The organism is Dermacoccus sp. GAS27A, assembly GCF_044909235.1.
GTDB classification, from domain to species: domain Bacteria; phylum Actinomycetota; class Actinomycetes; order Actinomycetales; family Dermatophilaceae; genus Dermacoccus; species Dermacoccus nishinomiyaensis.
This window is the reverse complement of sequence record NZ_JBIYDW010000002.1, coordinates 214,999-231,317: the sequence shown is the minus strand read 5'-3', so window position 1 is coordinate 231,317 and position 16,319 is coordinate 214,999. Positions and strand designations below refer to the sequence as shown.

The window sequence follows — 16,319 nt, the reverse complement described above, 5'->3', positions numbered from 1 at the left end:
GTCAGGCCGGCGCGTCGCCGTCGCCGGGATGGTCGGCGGTGTCGTGACGCTCGCGGCGGTCGCGCCGCAGGGGAAGCTCCGCGGTGCGGTCGCCGCCGTCGCCGCGGCCGTCGACGTCATCGTTCGAGGCGGCCTCAGACGCCCGCTCCCGCGACTCGCGCTCGCAGCCGGGCCCCCGCCCGCCCTCCTGCCTGTGCGGCGGGTGGTGGCCGAGTTGATGCTCGACGAACTCGCCGACGGCGCCGACGCCGTCGTCGTCACTCGCGTCGACGCCGCCCGGGGCGAAGCGGTAGGTGTTGTTGCCGATCATGAACAGGATCCACAGGCCGATAACGCCCCAGACCGCCACGACCCACAGGGGGCGGGTGAGGTCGACGCCGCCGAAGTAGGCGATCGAGCGCACGGCGTCGACCCCCGCGCCGTTCGGCAGGTACGGGCCGACCGAGCGCCACGGCTCGGGCAGTACGTCGTAGGCGAACGCACCGCCGGCGGAGGGGTTGCCGAGGATGACGAACAGCAGGATCGCGAGGCCCACGCCGAGCGAACCGAATGCCGACGTCAGGCCGAACGTGAACGTGCTGACGGCGAAGACGAGCGCCATGCCCATGGCGGACATCTTCCAGAACGGGCCGGGCAGCGCGTCGAGCACGTACTGCGCCACCAAGGTGCCGACGATGCCCGAGAGCACCGCGTACCCGGCGAACAGCAGCAGACGCATCCGCGCCCCGATGGCGGTGTGCGAGCGGTTGCCGACGACGGTCGTCATCGACGCGGGAAGCAGGTAGGCGCCGACCATCCAGGCGAGGACGAGATAGAACGCGGCGGTTCCGCGGGCGTCGTCGGGCGCAGCCTTGACGACGTCGTGCGTGACGAGGCCGCGCTTCGCGTTCTGTGACGTCTTCGTCGCGACGGTCTGCGCCACCTGAGCGCGCGAGGCCCCTTGAGCCGAGGCGTAGTAGAGCGTGTCCTTCGGGTTCTTCTCCGTCCTGCTCGGGTTGAAGACGTAGACGCCGACGGCCTTGTCCTTCTTCACCTGCTCGATGGCGGCCTTCTCGTCGGTGCTGATCGTCGCAAGCACGGGCTGACCGTCGATGGCGTTGAGCTTGTTCGCGATGTAGCCGGCGTTGCCCTCGGTGTGGCTGACGACGATGAACGGCGCCTTCTTCGCCTTCGGCTTGCCGAAGGCACCCATGTACGACAGCCCCATGAGGCCCTGCACGAGCACGCACATGAGCGCGAGCACGATGAGGCGGGGGGCGAACTGACGGATCTGCTCGCGAGCGGTGGTCTGTGCAGGAGCAGACTCGTCGAGACGCTGCGCCATGGGCTTCCTCCGAAGGACGGGATGCGGGCGGTTTCGTGGGGGCCGGCCGCTCGCGTCGCGGCGAGCTGCCGGGCCGTGGTTCAACCGTACTTCCCCAGGCCCCGTCGAGTCACACTACACCTGTAGTGCCGCCGGAGGAAATCGCAGAACCCAGGCAGATTTCGCTTGGCACTCACGCCTGCGGCGCGCCACAACAGGACGCGACCGCTCTCGTCCCCCGGCCTCGCCGCCCGCCTCAGCCGGCGGCGAGGAGCGCCGTCACCAGCTACGCGGGATGTTGCGCAGGTTGGAGCGGCCCATCGCGACGGCTTCGCCGGCACCGCCGTTGAGCACGATGCGCGACATGGCCGTCGCGAACCCGAACACCTGGTCGCTCGTGATCTTCGGCGGGATCGACAGTGCCATCGGGTCGGTGACGATGTCGACGAGGCTCGGACCCTTGTGAGAGAGCGCCTCGGCGTACGCCTTCTCGAGGTCCTTCGGGTTCTCGACGCGGATGGCGTGCCACCCCATCGCCTGAGCGATGGTGGCGTAGTTGACCTCGGGCACGTCGACGCCGAAGTCGGGCAGCTTGTCGACGAGCATCTCGAGCTTGACCATGCCGAGCGTCGAGTTGTTGAACACGGCGAGCGTCAGCGGCAGGTCGTAGGCGCGTGCCGTCAGCATGTCGCCCATGAGCATCGACAGGCCGCCGTCACCGCACATCGCGACGACCTGGCGGTCGGGGTGCGCGAACTGGGCGCCGATGGCCTGTGGCAGCGCGTTGGCCATCGAGCCGTGCAGCATCGAGCCGATGAGGCGGCTGTGGCCCGTCGGCTGGATGTAGCGCGCGGACCACACGTTGCACATGCCCGTGTCGGCGGTGACGATCGCGTCGTCCGCGAGGGCCTCGTTGAGCAGCGACGCGGCGTACTCGGGGTGGATGGGGGTGTGCTTCTCCACCTTGCGGGTGTAGGCGCCCACCGCCTTGTCCATGAGCTTCTCGTGCTTCTTGAGCGTCTTGTCGAGGAACTTCGAGTTCTTCTTCTCCTCGACGAGCGGCAGCACGGCGTCGAGAGTCGCCTTGACGTCGCCCTGGATCGGCAGGTCGACGGCCGTGCGGCGACCGAGCACCTCGGCGCGCGCATCGATCTGCACGGTGCGCGTGTCGGGCAGGAACTGGTCGTACGGGAAGTCGGTGCCAACCATGATCATGAGGTCGGCGTCCTCGATGCCCTCGGCGGCGGCGCCGTAGCCGAGCAGGCCCGTCATACCGACGTCGAACGGGTTGTCGTACTGCACGAAGTCCTTGCCGCGCAGCGAGTGCCCGACGGGCGCCTTGGCCTTGCTCGCGAGCCGCATGAGCTCGTCGTGTGCCCCGGCGGCACCGGCGCCGGCGAAGATGGCGACCTTCTCCGCCGCGTTGATCTCGGCGGCAAGCTTCTCGACGACTCCGGCCGGCGGCACGAGCACGCCCGGCTCGGGCACGGCGACGGGCGTCACGTCGGAGGTGGCGGGCTCGTCGGCGATGTCACCGGGCAGCGTGATGACGGAGACACCCTTGAGCGTGACGGCGTGCTGGATCGCCGCCTGCACGACGCGGGGGCTCTGCACGGGCGTCGAGATGAGCTCGGAGTAGACGCTGCACTCGGTGAAGAGACGGTCGGGGTGGGTCTCCTGGAAGTAGTCCTGCCCGATCTGCGCGCTCGGGATGTGGCTCGCGATGGCGAGCACGGGCGCGCCGGAGCGGTTCGCGTCGTAGAGGCCATTGATGAGGTGCAGGTTGCCCGGGCCGCAGGAGCCCGCGCAGACGGCGAGTTCGCCCGTCACCTGCGCGTCGGCGGACGCGGCGAAGGCGGCGACCTCCTCGTGGCGCACGTGGATCCAGTCGATGCCGCCCTTCGCGCTGCCGCCGGTGCGGCGCACGGCGTCGACGATGGGGTTGAGGCTGTCTCCGACGATGCCGTAGATGCGGCGCACACCGGCGGCCTGGAGCTGGGAGACGATCTGATCGGCGAGCTTCATCGAGCTGACTCCTCCGGCGGCACCTGCCGCCTCGTTCGTGAACACGTTTTGATTCCAGTCAAGTACGCGCGGCAGATCCCGTCAACGAGGCTGCGATGTGAAGTCTGGCATCCGCCACCGACAACCCCGTCATTCCGCGGCTTTCGACACCTCGCGGCACCCCTCGACGTGACGAAAGAGGCATTCGCAGGCACCCTGCCGACAAGGTGCACGCCGCGCGTCACGCCTCGACGATGTTCTGGCCCAGGTATTTTCCGGGCCGCGGGGCGCTCGGCAGCAGGTACACACCGGAGCCTATGGGCGTCGTCCAGGTGTTGAGGAGGTCGGCCTCGGCGAGGCGGCGCTGGATCGGCACGAACTGCGCGGCCACGTCGGCGCAGAACGCGACGAAGATCAACCCGCGGTCGCTCGTGCCGTCGGCGCGCGCGTCCTCGTAGTTGTAGGGGCGGCGCAGGATGCGCTCCCCCGTCTTCGCCGGCCGCGCCCGCGGCACGTGCGCCGCCGGGTTGATGACGCTGAGGCCGAGCTCGTCGGTCTTCTCCAAGTCGATCGGGTCGTGCGGTGACGCGCCCGTCAGCGGGGCACCGTTCGTCAGCCGCCTGCCGATCGCGTTCTCCTGGGAGGCACGATCGAGCGTCTGCCACACGTCGACGTCCATGCGGATACGGCGGATCACCATGCTGGTGACGCCCTCCATCCACGGCGCGTCGGTGGTGGCGGCGTTCCACACGCGGTCGGCCTCGTTGCCGTCGACGTTCGGCTGCTCCTGCCCGTCGAGCTGGCCGAACAGGTTGCGCGTGACACCTGCATCGCTCGGGCGCGCGCCGGCGTGGAAACCGCGCTGCTGCCAGCGCGGCGTCGCGATGCCCTTGAGCGCGCTGACGAGTTGCGTCGCCGCGTGACTCACCCCGACGGGGTTGGCCGCGTCGATCTGGATGACGAGATCCGTCTGATCCCAAGGCTTCTCGAACCGATCGATCGGCATCGTGGCGATCGGCGCGAGCCACGACGGAGCCTTCGCCCGCACGCCGCGCAGCGTGAACACGCGCGGCCCGAGGCCGACGGCGATCGCGACGCCGCCGGCATCGAACGCGAGTTCATGCGCGACGTCGGGCAGCGGCGTCGACCCCGCGACGAAGCGCGACGCGGTGTCGTCGACGACGACGAGCGCGCGACGCAGGTCGTCCTTCGTCGCATCGCGCGCGAGGTCGAGGCCAAGCCAGTGCGCGTGCGTGCCGGGCTGCGTCGTCACACCCGACTGACGCGGCGCACCGCTCGGCACCTGCCAGCGCGCCGGATGCGCCGACGCGCTGGCACGTGCGCGCTGAGGGGTCGAGGCACTCGAGGATCCCGAACCTACCGCCGCGGAACCTGGCCCAGCCCCTGACGCCGACGCGCCCGACCCCGCGCGATCGCACGCCGCGAGCGCAACGGCACCGAGGCTCGCGAACGACCCGGCGATCACTCCCCGCCGCGAGGCCCTGCCCCCGTCGGCGATTCCTGTCCCCTTCTGCGATTTTCGTCCACCTTCGCGCGCCACCCCGGCCGTCGCCGCCGCCGGGCCGGCTGGGCACTGCGGATCCACGCGTGACGGACCATCACCTGACCCCTCCTCGTCCTGACCGCGGCCCGCGCGGGGCACCTCTGTCGAGGCACCCCGCGCATCGTCACGATGCTGACGGCGAAGGCTCACTGGCCGCGACGGCGCCGCGCCATGAGCGCGACTCCGATGCCGACCACCACGACGACACCCGCCACCGCGGCGATGACGCTCCACGCGGCGCTGCCGTCAGCGTCCTCGTGCGCTTCCGCGGCAGGTGACGGAGCGGGCGAGTCGAACGTCGTCGTGGCCGTCGCGCGCGGTGACGGCGACGCGGCGCCGCCCGAGGACGACGCCCCCGTCGACGGCGCCGCAGTGCTTGCAGTGCCGCCCTTCAGCGTGAACGTGTACGACCCGCTGATGGGGTGGCCGTCGCTGGAGACGACGCGCCACGTCACGGTGTATGCGCCGTCACCGTGGCCGGCGAACGGGGCGCTGACGGTGCTGCCGTCGACCTTCGGCGTGGCCTTCGACGTCGACCCGTCCGGTGCCTTGACGGAGATCTGGTTGCCGACGGCGAGCGGCTTCTCGGCGAACGTCAGCTCGAGCGATGACGGCGCGCTCGTCACCGTCGCGCCGTTGTTCGGCGTCGTGCCGGTCAGTTCGTCGTGGGCGGATGCGGCGGGCGCGAACGCGATCGTCGTGGCGAGCGCGAGGGCGGCGTAGGTCTTCTTCATCGTGGGAGCCTTTCGGGCCGTCAGGTCAGTGGGAGGGGGTGGTCGACATGCCGGGCATGGTCGAGCCGGCCGAGTGCGAACCCATGCCGCTCGAGTGGGCGTCGCCGGAGTGGCTCGCTTCCGACGAGTGCTGCGCGTGGCCGGAGCCCGCGTACTTCTCCTTCGCACCGTCATAGGCGCGTACGGGGAAGCTGACGTCGGTGTGCGAGCCGTCCTCGAACGTCACGGTGAGCTTCTGCGTCTCGCCTGCCTTGAGCGCGTGCGAGAGATTCATGAACATGAGGTGGCTGCTGCCCGGCTTGAGCTCGAGCGAGCCGCCGGCGGGCACGGTGAAGGACTTCGTCTCCTTCATCTCCATGCCCGTCGCGGTCTTCTGCGTGACGTGCAACTGCACCGGCCCGGCGTCACCGCGAGCGCCGGTGACGACGATGGGCTTCGTCCCGGTGTTCTTCAGCGTGCCGAACGCGGCGCTCATGCCCGAATCGGCGGCCTTCGCCCAGGTGTCTGACGGCGTGATGCGCGACGCCATCGTGGCGTCGGCGCTCGACGTGGCTGACGTCGACGTGACCGGCGCCGACGATGCGGCGCTCTTGGAGTCTCCCGAGGTGCCCGAATCGTCCGACGAGCAGGCGGTGAGCGCTGCCGGCGTGGCGAGCGTCAGAAGGGCGACGGCCGTCAGGCGGCGGGTGCGGCGGGTGGCGGACGTGATGGTCATGTTCATGGTGAGGTCTTTCGTTCTGGGTGCGACGTGGCGTCGCGGCGGCTCTCACGGCCTGGGGAGTCGGTGGCGTCGCCGATGGATGCGACGAACGCTGCGGTGATTTCACGGCTGCCGGAAAACGCAGGACGCGCGGGGCGCCCGGGCCGCTCGATGCGCGACGGGGTGACGCCGACGTGGCGCGCGGCCACGGGCTGCTCATGCCGTCGTGCGCTCGTCAGGCCCCCTGACACCAGGGCTCACCGCACCGGCACGATGCGGACGCTCGGTCGACAGCAGTGAGGCGCATGTCGACAGCCCTGATGGCCAGGCCCGTGAGAGAGGGAAAAGATCCCGAGGATCAGTGCGAGAGAACGAAACTCACCGGTGGGGCGCGGCTGGCCCGCGGGGCGTGCAGCGTCACCAGGCGGGGCGCACGAATGTCGTCGAACACCGTGCAGGCCGTCGGAAATTCACCGAACGGCGCGAGCTGAATCTGCGGCACGAGGACGCGGATCGTCCAGGCGAGCGCCCTCTCGCCGTACGCGAGGAGCGCGGCGAACAGCCATGTCATGCCGATGTGGCTCGCGGCCATCGTCGCGCTCGTGCCGTCGGCGCTGACGTCGGCGGCGCTCGCGTGGTGCGGCATCGTCATGGAGGCGGGCATGAGCGTCGACATCGCCGCGTGCAGCGCGAGCTGCGCGACGGCCATGACGCCGACGAGCTGCGCGAAACTCCAGCGTCGCGTGCTCACCGCGTGCATGATCGGCGTGCCGATGACCGTCAGGCTGATGAGGAGCAGCACCGGTGCGCGATGCCCGCCACCGGCGACGTGCGCGGCGCCCGCCGAGCACGCCGTCAGGGCAGCGACGAGCAGGCTGCGCACCCAGCGCACCTGCTGTTTCTGCCCGAGCTCCACCCAGTCAGTCTACGAGCAGCACCCAGCGCGCCCGCCCAGCCACGCGGTGAGGCCGGGTACACCGCGTCCTCGGCGTGCGGGCATGCTCACCGCCCACCCCAGATGCGTGCCCCCTCGGGCGTGAAGCGTGCACAAGTCTTCGCTTCGGCCACACCTCTCGACGATGCCCATTTCCATGCTGGGCAGATGCGAACGTGGTATGGCGCACCCGCGACATGGCCGTCATCGCCGCTAGCGGCGGCAAGCGGCTGTTCGCCGATGACGGCATCAAGACGCGCCTGACGCTCGGCGAGAGCCAACAGTTCGCCAACGGCATCAACTTCGCGGTGTTCGACGTGGCACGCTGACCCCTCTTCCGCCCACCGGCCCGGCGGCGCATACCTGACGAAGGGCGCACCCCCCACCGCCCGCCATCGTCGTCTGCGGCCGTTGCCCGCCAGCCTCCCCCGGCAGCTCTTCGAACCGAGGCAGCATGCCGCGTCATGCCGAAAAACAGCCCCTTGTCCGCCCCAACCTACCGGCCCTAAGGGAAAAAATGACCCAAAGGGTGAAGCTGTTCATCCGAAAGACGCGCCCCCTTTACGTGAGCTCCGACACAGGAGATGGTCAGCATGGCGTCCTTCACACCAGGCGTCGATCGGTGGTTGCGTCACGTGGGCGCGTCCATCATCGCGGCAGGCGCCCTCTTCAGCGCCCCCTTCGTCCTGTGGGCTCTCGCGTACAAGACGTACACCTACGCCGAAACCGGGCACTGGTACGCCTGGGGCGCGCCGACTCAGATCGGCGTGTGCAACCGGATCATCTCCTACGCGCTCGTCGTGCTCAGCGTCATCGGCATCACCTTCCTCGGCGCCGGGCACGTCATGGCTCTTGTCCGCCGACGGCGCGCCGCAGCCCCCCGGAGCCACTCACCGATCATCGGCGCCATACGCCGCTGACGGCGTCGCTCACAGCCGCACCGCTTCTCTCGCGTCGCCGCCGACCGCGTCAGGATGACGCGCTGCGCAGATGACTCAGGCATGACGCGTCGCGCGAGTCACGAATGACGCACGCCGTCGCCGTCCAGCACGGCGGCGTAGCCCTCGCGATACGTCGGGAAGTCGAACGCGAACCCCGTGCGCCGCAGTCGCGAGTTGTCGAGTCGACGGCTCGCACTCCACTCCCCGCGCCACGACGGGTCGGCGTCGGCATCCAGGCGTTCGGCCAGGTACCTGGCAACCTCACCCGCCGACGCGGGCGCGTCATCGGTGACGAGATACAGCGCGTCGGGCTCCGCCGTCATCGTCAGCAGGTGCGTGATCGCGCGCGCCAGATCGTCACGATGCACGCGATGCGTCGTCCGTGACGGATCGCCGACGTCGCCCTCGCTCACCCGGTTGACGAACCATTCGCGACCCGGGCCGTAGATGCCGCTCGGGCGCACGACGATGCCCCGCGTCGACGCGGGAAGCGCTGCGAGAAAAAGCTGTTCGGCCCCGGCGAGCACACGGGCCGTCGGCGTCTGCGGAGCGGGCGGCGTGTTCTCGTCGACGAGACCGCCGGACGAGCAGACCGCCGTCGACGACACGAACAGGGCCCGCTCGGGCGCCCAACCCAGCGCGGCGATCGCCGCGAGCGCAGTACCCGTGGCCTCGACGAACGTCGCCCGATAGGCCTCCTCGTCGCGCGCGTCGGGCGTGAGGCAGACGACGACACGTTGCGGCCCACGCTCCCAGCCGCCGCGCTTCGTCAACGGTTCGAGCGCCGCGCGCACCGCGTCGACGCCCGCGCCGAGGTCGCAGGAGATGCCCGTCAGCGGCTCGGGCACGCGATCGGCGTGGCGTCGCAGCGCGACGACGTCATCGCCCGCGCGCGCCAGGTCGAACCCGATCTGCGTGCCCAGATCGCCGGCGCCGAACAAGAGAGAAGTAGCCATGCCCCCATCCTGCACGTCTCTGCCCCGACGATCTGCGTGCAAGTGCACCCGGGTGCATCTGGACGCAGATGGGGTGGCCCAACTCAAACACCTCCTGCGCCCAAGTGCACCCGGCGCATTTGGGCGCAGGAGGGGAGGGGCTACCCCCAGCCCGTCGCGGCGGCCATGACGGCCGACGCGCCCAGCCGCGCGGCCTGCGTCACCGGCCATCGCCGACGCTGCCAGCGGCCCAGGCCGCCGTCGGCGTTCAGCACCCGGGCGAGCGTCACTGCGTCGATGATGGCGTCGCTCGCGCCACGCGCGAGGTTCGGCAGCGACCCGTGCGCCGCGTCACCGATGACGACGAAGCGGCCCTGCACATAGCGACGCATCGGCGGGGCGACCCACAACCGCGTCGCGACGGTCGTGTCGTCGGCTGCGGCCAGCGCTGCCCGGACGGTGGGTGCCGCACCCGCGAAACGTCGTCTCGCCTCGTCGACGACCGCCATGACGTCGAGCTGCTCCGGCGCATACGCCCCACGCATCACGCCGACCCCGTGATCGGACGTGTCGCCCTGCGCCGACGCCATCGCGTGCGCGGTGAACCAATACCTGCCACCGCTCACCGGAGCGTCGCCGAAAAGCCTTCCCGCACCCCAGAACTCGCGTGCAAACGGGTTCGTTCCGTCCAGACCCTCGAGCGCGGGCGCGATACCGCGCAACGTAACCCAGGGCGTCGCACGTCGTTCGGCACGCCGAGGGTCGACGATGCCCCTCACCCGCGAGCGCACGCCGTCGGCACCGACGACGACGTCGGCGTCCAGTTCGCGAGGATCGTCGACGCGATGCGCGACGGGCGCGGGCGCCACCGCCCGCAACGCCACCATGAGATGCTCGCGCCGAACCTGCGCGACGGGTGGCGCGGGCGCCCGCAACAGCCGTCGCCCCGTCATCGTGTGCAGGTCGACTCGCTCGCACCTGCGAACCACTCCAACTCCAGATGACACACCGACTCCGCGGGCCCTACCGGGCGCAGCGCCGCTCACACCGTGCCCGCCGCCGAGCTGCACCCCCAGCTCTGCAAGCGCGCGCAGAGCGTCAGGCCACAACCCGAGGGCCGCGCCCGTCCGACGATCGGGTTGCGCCTCATGGACGGTGACGTCGAAACGCGCCGGGTCGAGCGCCGCTGCCAACGTCAGTCCTGCGACTCCACCGCCGACGACGGCCACGCGACGAACCACCATGTCTCCCAGCGTAGGACCCCGGCATGTGTCGAGGGACGGGGATCCAGGGACGGGGATCACACCCACCTGGACGCAACCTATAGATTTTCCATGCGTCTGCCCCTACGACATCCCCGCCGAAAGGAACACCGATGCGTTTCACTCGCACCACCACCGACACCGTCGCGGCCCTGTCGCTCACCGCTCTCACAGCGTGCGGCTCGGACTCGTCCAACTCCGCCTCCTCCGCGACGAGCGCCGCCTCCGGCGCAGCCGCGAGCGCGACGTCCTCCGTCTCCGGCGACGCCAGCTCCAACTCGAGCGCCAGCGGCTCGGGCGAGGCATCGTCGTCCGCGTCGTCCTCGTCGAGCGCCAAGCCGATCGACTGCCCGACCGAGAACACGCGCAAGTTCGCCAAGACGCGCTTCGCGACGGACATCGGCCTGACGGCCGGCACATTCCACCGCTACCTGTGGAAGCCCTACAAGGCCGGCACGTTCCAGAAGGGCGCCGACGGCCGCACGAAGGCCCTGATCAAGGGTGGCGCGACCGCCGCACTCGACCTCAAGCTGCTCGACAACGCCGTCAAGAACGCCCAGGCCAACCCGACGCTGTGCAAGACGATCGCGCAGCCGCTCGGCACCGCCGTCGAGAGCGTCAAGAACATGAAGGGCGACCTCACCTCGGGCAACTTCGCCTCGATCATGGCCGCCAACACGGCGCTGTCACAGATCATGTCCGGCTCGCAGCAGCAGGGCATCAAGATCGACGAGACGACGGACGAGTCGAAGCAGAACGAAGGCTGACCTCCCCCGTCCACGCGAGACCCCGCTGCACCGGCGTACCTGGTGCGGCGGGGTCCCGTGTCTTCGGATGCCGGCACCCTCAGTCGCTTCCACCGAACCGCGGCGCGGGAGCGGGCATCGTCACGCCGTCGACGTCGACGAACGCCTCGCGCCCCACGGCATGCGGGTGATGCGGTGCTTCCCAGGGTGTGAGGACGGGCGTGACGCACGCATCGGTGCCGTCGAACAGCTGCGCCCACTCGTCACGCGTCTTCGTCGCGAACGTCGCCGTCAGCACCTCACGCCAGCGCGACCATCCCGCGGCGTCGGTCTGCGCGGGCATCGTCGTGGCGTCGAGGCCGAGCCCGTCGACGAGGGCCGCGAAGAACTGTGGTTCGAGCGCTCCGACGGCGACGTGCCGGCCGTCCGCACACGTGTACGTGTCGTAGAACGGTGCGCCGCCGTCGAGCAGGTTCGTGCCGGGTTCGCCGCTCCACAACCCCACGGCGTGCAGGCCACGCAGGAACGTCGAGTACAGCGACGCGCCGTCGACCATCGCGACGTCGAGCACCTGCCCCCGGCCCGTCGTCGCCCGTGCGACGAGGGCCGCGAGGACGCCATTGGCAAGCAGCATGCCACCACCGGCGAAGTCGGCGAGCACGTTCGTCGGCGGATTCGGACGCTCACCGGGTCGCGCGAGCGGGTACAGCATCCCCGACAACGCGAGGTAGTTGATGTCGTGCCCCGCCGTCTGCGCGAGCGGGCCGTGCTGACCCCACCCCGTCATGCGCACGTAGACGAGTCGCGGGTTGAGAGCGAGCAGGTCGTCGGGGCCAACGCCGAGGCGCTCGGCGACTCCGGGACGGTAGGCCTCGACGAAAACGTCTGCCGCTGAGGCGAGTTCGCGGACGGCGGCGAGTCCGTCAGGCGTCTTGAGGTCGGCCACGATCGTCGTCTTGCCCCGGTCGAGCGCCGCCGTCGGAACGTCGAGCGCACCCGAACCTGGACGTTCGACACGGGTCACGTGAGCGCCGAGATCGGCGAGCATCATGCAGCCGAACGGTGCGGGCGCCAGGCTGGCGAGTTCGACGACCGTCACTGCCTCGAGGGGTTTCATGGCTTCTCCTGACCTTCGCTGGTGACGCCATCATCGCGCGCCGCAGGAGGCGCACGCGCAGTTCGGCGACCACTCGATGCGATCGGCCTCTAAGGTTCCATCGGGTCGGAATGTTCCCGTCCCACGATTCGAGGAGACACTCAGCCCGTGAGCACCGCTTCCCCCACGTCGCCCTCCCCCGCGCAGGACGCCCCCGACCTGCTCGACACCCACGACGTCCCCCGCACCCTCGACGAGGGTCACGCGCCGCGCAACCTCGGCCTGCTCGACCAGCTCGGCATGTGGGCGAACCTCGGCATGAGCCTGCTCGCGTTCGCGGGCGCGCTCGTCGTCCTGCAGCCGATGGGCGCGCCGGGCATGGGCGTCGGCGCGGCGCTCAGCGCACTCGTCGTCGGGACGCTCGTCGGCACAGCCGGCGTCTCGGCGATGGCGCTCGCGTCGTCGCAGCAGGGGCAGCCGTCGATGGTGATGCTGCGCGGCCTGTTCGGTGGGCGTCTGTCGTACGTGCCGAGCGTGCTCAACATGGTGCAGCTCGTCGGCTGGGGAACGTTCGAGATGGTGACGACGGCGTTCGCCGTCAAGACGCTCTGGGACGTGCCGAGCTGGCCCGTCATCGGCGTCATCGGGCTCGTGACGATCACGCTCGCGATCTACCCGTTGCACTGGGTCAAGGTGCTGCGCAAGTACGTGACGGTGGCCGTCATCGTCGTGCTCGTCTATCTCGCAACGCAATTGGCGACGCGTGACCTGCCCGCCTACCACGGCCACGGCTGGGACGGCTGGATGATCGCCGTCGACGCGATCATCGGGCTGTGCGTGTCGTGGGTGCCCGTCGCGGGCGACTACGCGCGCCACTCGACATCGCACCGCGCCGCCGTCATCGGCAGCTACGTCGGGTACAGCGTCACGCAGATCGCGGTGTACTGCATCGGCATGGTGGCGCTCGTCATTGCCGGTGGTGACGGTGACAAGGTGTTCTCGATCTTCCTCGGCATCACCGGCGGGACACTGTGTTTCTGGGTGCTGACGCTGCGCGAGATCGACGCGTGCTTCGTCGACGTGTACTCGCCGACCGTGTCGGCGCAGAACATGCTGCCGCGCGTCGATCGTCGCCTCATCTCGACGGCGCTCGGCATCATCTCGATGGTGCTCGCGTGGAGCATCGACATCTACGGTTTCGCGACGTTCCTCTCCCTCATCGGCTCGGTTTTCGCGCCCCTGCTCGGGGTGTTCCTCGTCGACTACTACGCGTTCGGCGGGCGTCGGCGCTGGAACACGTCGGTCGACGCCCCGGGCCGACCGCTCATGCTGCTGCCGTGGTTCGCCGGGTTCGTGATGTACCAGCTCATCTCCCCGGGCGAACTCGGCTGGTGGTCACGGATGTGGCACGACGTCGCGGGCACCCTGCACTTCACGGCACCGAGCTGGATGAGCGCGAGCCTGACGTCGTTCCTCACCGCGGTCGTGCTGACGGCTGTCGTCAACGGGGTGACGCGACGTGGCGCTGAGGCGAACACGACGGCCCAGGGCGTGTCCCGTTGAACGCCACCGCCTGGGCGCTGCTCCCGTCCGCGCCGCGTGAGCGTTCCGGACATTGAGGGCCGAAACCCTGCAGTGCGGCGTTTCGGACCTCAAGGCCGAGAGCGGATGGACGCGCGACGTGTCAGCAGACGGTCGATGCCCCAGAACGCGAGCGCCAGCACGAGGCCGAACAGCAGGATGACGACGAGCGTCACGGCCACCGAGCCGTACCCGTGCGCGTGCACGTTGACGAATGGGTACGGGTAGGCGTCGACGACGGCGCCGCGCACGAGCATGTAGACGATCCACACGCCGGGGATGGCGAAGCATGACGCGACGGTGCGCCGATCGATGCGGCCGCGCGGGCCCCAGACGAGCCACACGATGACGGTGACGAGCGGCACGGCGATGTGCTGCCACGGGTTCGTCACGAGGTCCCAACCGGTCGGGTGCGACCCCGGCGCGAGCAGCAGCGCGTAGACGATGGCCGTCACGGTGATCATGATGAGCGCGTCGAGGCGGACGACGCGCCGCCACCGCGTGTCGGCGTGCGGGGCCAGCGCGAGGAGCGTGCAACTGATCGCGACGATGACGTTCGACCAGACCGTGAAGTAGCTGAGCGTGTCGAACAACCGCGAGAGCGCTCCTGCGAAACCGCCGGGATGCACGCCGTACTCGTGCGGAGCGGGCGTCACGTGCGCGTACTGATCGGTCGCCGACAGCACGCAGACGAGGACGAACCCGATCCAGGCGAGCGCAGCGTTGAAGGCGAACGCCGCACGGGCGCCGGGTCGAAGCGTCATCGGATCAGGGTGCCACAGGTCCGCGCTCGAGATGCGCGGACCCGCGGCGACCGCCGTCAGGCCCCGGGGCTCGGCGAAGCAGGTTGCGCCCGTCGGGGATTCGACCAGCGCGAACAGCTCAGAGCTTGACCATCGGCATCGGGTTGAGACGCTTGCGCTCCTTCAGCCCCATGACGAACCCGCGCCCGAGCATGAGGTGCATGCCGTTGTCGGGAAACCGCTTCAGCATGGCGCGGTAGTCGTCACGGCTGACGTGCGGCGGAAGCGGCAGGCGGTAGACGTCCGTCGCGTCGGCACGTCGCATCGCCTCGACGAGGGGGTGCGGGTTGCGCGCCGGCCGGACGCGGTGGTGCTCGTCGATCATCGCGGTGACGAGCGCGGCGTCACCCTCGTGGCCGGTTCGCGAGAGCTCCTGCGCCGCAAGGCTTTCCGAGCCGGGCAGGTAGTCCCACGTGTGCTCGAACCAGATCGCCGCGTCGTGGTAGTACGAGGCGACGGCGACCGGCCCGACCCACTCGGGGCGCATGTCGACCTGCCCCATGACGAGCGCGGCGACGCGGCCAGTGGCCACTCAGACGTGCGGCATGCGGCGTCCAACGCACTGTGTCCAACTGGCGGGGTCCAAGTGACGCGACCCGACGGGCGGCCTGCAACGGGCGCCGCGCGGCGTACGGACAGTCCGAGCCCGAGTGCTGCCATCTACCCCGTCATGATCGGATGGAGCCATGCCTCGCCCCAGCATTCCTCGCGACACGCCGTTCCTCGCCCACTCCGTCTCCTGGACGGGTGGGGAGCCGCATCTCGTCATCGCGAGCCCCCGCGAGACCGAGCGACGAACGCTGAACCTGGTCGGTGAACGTCTCGCGTTCCACGTCGACCCGACGGGGCGATTCTGCACCGGCGTGTTCATCGCCACGGGGTCGAGCGGCGGCCGTCATGAGCCCTGCGACGGCGCGCGTCTCGCCACCACGGGCCGTCAGTGCGAGCGGTGCGCGAGTCGCGACGAGTCGCGCTTCATGCACCACGCGCATCGCGGTGGCCATGTACCGGAGGCGCTCGGTCGCTACCTGGCGCAACCTCACTGGCTCTACATCGCGACGTTCGCGGACGGCGCGCACAAGGTCGGTACGGCGTCCGATGCGCGCAAGCGAGTTCGTCTCGACGAGCAAGGCGCGGTGCGGGCCACGTACGTCGCACGCACGGACGACGGGCTCGCCGTTCGAGTTCTCGAGGACGCCGTCACCGAGCACGTCGGTGTGCCCCAGACGCGTCACAAGACGAGCAAGGCCGCCGCTCTCACCCGGGCGCTGCCCGAAACGGCGCTCGATGTCGCGCACGTCGACTGCGTCGCCGCCGTCGAGGCGCACCTGCGAACGCGCGGCCTCTGCGCGCGCTCGATGCCCCACGAGGCGTGGCAACCCCCGGCGCTGCACGCGGCGTTCTTCGACGCCGGCCGTGGCATCCACCCCGTCTACGCCCACCCCGTCACCGGCGGATCCCACTGCCTGACGCCCGTCAGCCTCGTCGGATCGGTCGCGCTGGTTCAGGTCAACGCTGCGTCCGAAGCCGAAGCCGAAGCCCAAGGCGCGGCCGAAGCCGAAGGCGTGGCCGGGGATGCGGCGGAAGGCACGGCCGATTCGCTCATGCTCGTCGACCTCGACGCACTGGGCGGGCGCCGCGTCACGTTCGACGACGCCGCTCGCTCGCCGGAATCCGTCGCGCAGCACAGTCTGTTCTGACGGGGTGCCGGGGGCT

At 70.0% G+C, this 16,319-nt stretch carries 16 protein-coding genes; 5 read left to right on the top strand and 11 right to left on the bottom strand.

Annotated elements, in window-relative coordinates; genetic code table 11:
* Position 1 precedes the first annotated feature (1 nt).
* From ABH936_RS03040 to ABH936_RS03015, 6 genes are all read right to left on the bottom strand, one after another.
* Positions 2-1,324, bottom strand: coding sequence for an ABC transporter permease (locus ABH936_RS03040; RefSeq protein WP_144694668.1), 1,323 nt, complete (start codon positions 1,322-1,324; stop codon positions 2-4).
* A 258-nt stretch (positions 1,325-1,582) separates the two neighbouring features.
* On the bottom strand, positions 1,583-3,328 hold the full coding sequence (locus ABH936_RS03035) for a pyruvate dehydrogenase (RefSeq protein ID WP_404602641.1): 1,746 nt from the start codon (positions 3,326-3,328) through the stop codon (positions 1,583-1,585).
* Between the two features lie 220 nt (positions 3,329-3,548).
* Positions 3,549-4,580: a Dyp-type peroxidase gene (locus ABH936_RS03030; RefSeq protein ID WP_404602603.1), complete on the bottom strand. Its 1,032-nt coding sequence runs from the start codon at positions 4,578-4,580 to the stop codon at positions 3,549-3,551.
* 437 nt (positions 4,581-5,017) lie between these two features.
* Positions 5,018-5,605, bottom strand: a complete 588-nt coding sequence (locus tag ABH936_RS03025; protein WP_404602601.1) for a copper resistance protein CopC — start codon at positions 5,603-5,605, stop codon at positions 5,018-5,020.
* 25 nt (positions 5,606-5,630) lie between these two features.
* Positions 5,631-6,326 (bottom strand): copper chaperone PCu(A)C, encoded by a 696-nt coding sequence (locus ABH936_RS03020; RefSeq protein ID WP_074046415.1) that lies wholly within the window; start codon positions 6,324-6,326, stop codon positions 5,631-5,633.
* 337 nt (positions 6,327-6,663) lie between these two features.
* Positions 6,664-7,221, bottom strand: a complete 558-nt coding sequence (locus ABH936_RS03015; RefSeq protein ID WP_074046416.1) for a hypothetical protein — start codon at positions 7,219-7,221, stop codon at positions 6,664-6,666.
* A gap of 194 nt (positions 7,222-7,415) precedes the next feature.
* Here ABH936_RS03015 and ABH936_RS03010 point away from each other — a divergent pair, with 194 nt between their 5' ends.
* On the top strand, positions 7,416-7,568 hold the full coding sequence (locus tag ABH936_RS03010) for a hypothetical protein (RefSeq protein WP_171969955.1): 153 nt from the start codon (positions 7,416-7,418) through the stop codon (positions 7,566-7,568).
* 264 nt (positions 7,569-7,832) lie between these two features.
* Positions 7,833-8,159: a hypothetical protein gene (locus ABH936_RS03005; RefSeq protein WP_143181593.1), complete on the top strand. Its 327-nt coding sequence runs from the start codon at positions 7,833-7,835 to the stop codon at positions 8,157-8,159.
* A gap of 98 nt (positions 8,160-8,257) precedes the next feature.
* Here the strand turns inward: ABH936_RS03005 and ABH936_RS03000 are convergent, their stop codons facing one another.
* Positions 8,258-9,136, bottom strand: a complete 879-nt coding sequence (locus ABH936_RS03000; RefSeq protein ID WP_074046602.1) for an NAD-dependent epimerase/dehydratase family protein — start codon at positions 9,134-9,136, stop codon at positions 8,258-8,260.
* Positions 9,137-9,276: 140 nt separating this feature from the next.
* Positions 9,277-10,359 (bottom strand): FAD-dependent monooxygenase, encoded by a 1,083-nt coding sequence (locus tag ABH936_RS02995; RefSeq protein WP_074046603.1) that lies wholly within the window; start codon positions 10,357-10,359, stop codon positions 9,277-9,279.
* Between the two features lie 131 nt (positions 10,360-10,490).
* On the opposite strand from ABH936_RS02995, the gene ABH936_RS02990 reads away from it, so the two are divergent.
* On the top strand, positions 10,491-11,144 hold the full coding sequence (locus ABH936_RS02990) for a hypothetical protein (protein ID WP_404602597.1): 654 nt from the start codon (positions 10,491-10,493) through the stop codon (positions 11,142-11,144).
* Positions 11,145-11,223: 79 nt separating this feature from the next.
* Here ABH936_RS02990 and ABH936_RS02985 read toward each other — a convergent pair whose 3' ends face one another.
* A complete protein-coding gene (locus ABH936_RS02985; RefSeq protein WP_074046604.1) occupies positions 11,224-12,240 on the bottom strand; it encodes a CaiB/BaiF CoA-transferase family protein in 1,017 nt (338 codons plus the stop codon).
* A gap of 147 nt (positions 12,241-12,387) precedes the next feature.
* On the opposite strand from ABH936_RS02985, the gene ABH936_RS02980 reads away from it, so the two are divergent.
* The gene (locus ABH936_RS02980; RefSeq protein WP_404602594.1) at positions 12,388-13,782 is read left to right on the top strand and encodes a purine-cytosine permease family protein; all 1,395 of its coding nucleotides are present in this window, start codon (positions 12,388-12,390) and stop codon (positions 13,780-13,782) included.
* Positions 13,783-13,871: 89 nt separating this feature from the next.
* On the opposite strand, the gene ABH936_RS02975 is transcribed toward ABH936_RS02980, so the two are convergent.
* The gene (locus ABH936_RS02975; RefSeq protein WP_404602592.1) at positions 13,872-14,564 is read right to left on the bottom strand and encodes a Pr6Pr family membrane protein; all 693 of its coding nucleotides are present in this window, start codon (positions 14,562-14,564) and stop codon (positions 13,872-13,874) included.
* A 118-nt stretch (positions 14,565-14,682) separates the two neighbouring features.
* Positions 14,683-15,135: a hypothetical protein gene (locus ABH936_RS02970; RefSeq protein ID WP_404602590.1), complete on the bottom strand. Its 453-nt coding sequence runs from the start codon at positions 15,133-15,135 to the stop codon at positions 14,683-14,685.
* A 154-nt stretch (positions 15,136-15,289) separates the two neighbouring features.
* Between ABH936_RS02970 and ABH936_RS02965 the strand changes: the two genes are divergently transcribed.
* Positions 15,290-16,303, top strand: coding sequence for a DUF2797 domain-containing protein (locus ABH936_RS02965; protein WP_404602588.1), 1,014 nt, complete (start codon positions 15,290-15,292; stop codon positions 16,301-16,303).
* Positions 16,304-16,319 lie beyond the last annotated feature (16 nt).

What these genes read in the sequence shown, in the direction of transcription:
- ABH936_RS02975 (WP_404602592.1), bottom strand. Translation starts at nt 14,564, where the DNA reads ATGACGCTTCGACCCGGCGCCCGTGCGGCGTTCGCCTTCAACGCTGCG.
- ABH936_RS02995 (WP_074046603.1), bottom strand. Translation starts at nt 10,359, where the DNA reads ATGGTGGTTCGTCGCGTGGCCGTCGTCGGCGGTGGAGTCGCAGGACTG.
- ABH936_RS02965 (WP_404602588.1), top strand. Translation starts at nt 15,290, where the DNA reads ATGCCTCGCCCCAGCATTCCTCGCGACACGCCGTTCCTCGCCCACTCC.
- ABH936_RS03005 (WP_143181593.1), top strand. Translation starts at nt 7,833, where the DNA reads ATGGCGTCCTTCACACCAGGCGTCGATCGGTGGTTGCGTCACGTGGGC.
- ABH936_RS02990 (WP_404602597.1), top strand. Translation starts at nt 10,491, where the DNA reads ATGCGTTTCACTCGCACCACCACCGACACCGTCGCGGCCCTGTCGCTC.
- ABH936_RS03020 (WP_074046415.1), bottom strand. Translation starts at nt 6,326, where the DNA reads ATGAACATGACCATCACGTCCGCCACCCGCCGCACCCGCCGCCTGACG.
- ABH936_RS03000 (WP_074046602.1), bottom strand. Translation starts at nt 9,136, where the DNA reads ATGGCTACTTCTCTCTTGTTCGGCGCCGGCGATCTGGGCACGCAGATC.
- ABH936_RS02985 (WP_074046604.1), bottom strand. Translation starts at nt 12,240, where the DNA reads ATGAAACCCCTCGAGGCAGTGACGGTCGTCGAACTCGCCAGCCTGGCG.
- ABH936_RS03025 (WP_404602601.1), bottom strand. Translation starts at nt 5,605, where the DNA reads ATGAAGAAGACCTACGCCGCCCTCGCGCTCGCCACGACGATCGCGTTC.
- ABH936_RS03035 (WP_404602641.1), bottom strand. Translation starts at nt 3,328, where the DNA reads ATGAAGCTCGCCGATCAGATCGTCTCCCAGCTCCAGGCCGCCGGTGTG.
- ABH936_RS03040 (WP_144694668.1), bottom strand. Translation starts at nt 1,324, where the DNA reads ATGGCGCAGCGTCTCGACGAGTCTGCTCCTGCACAGACCACCGCTCGC.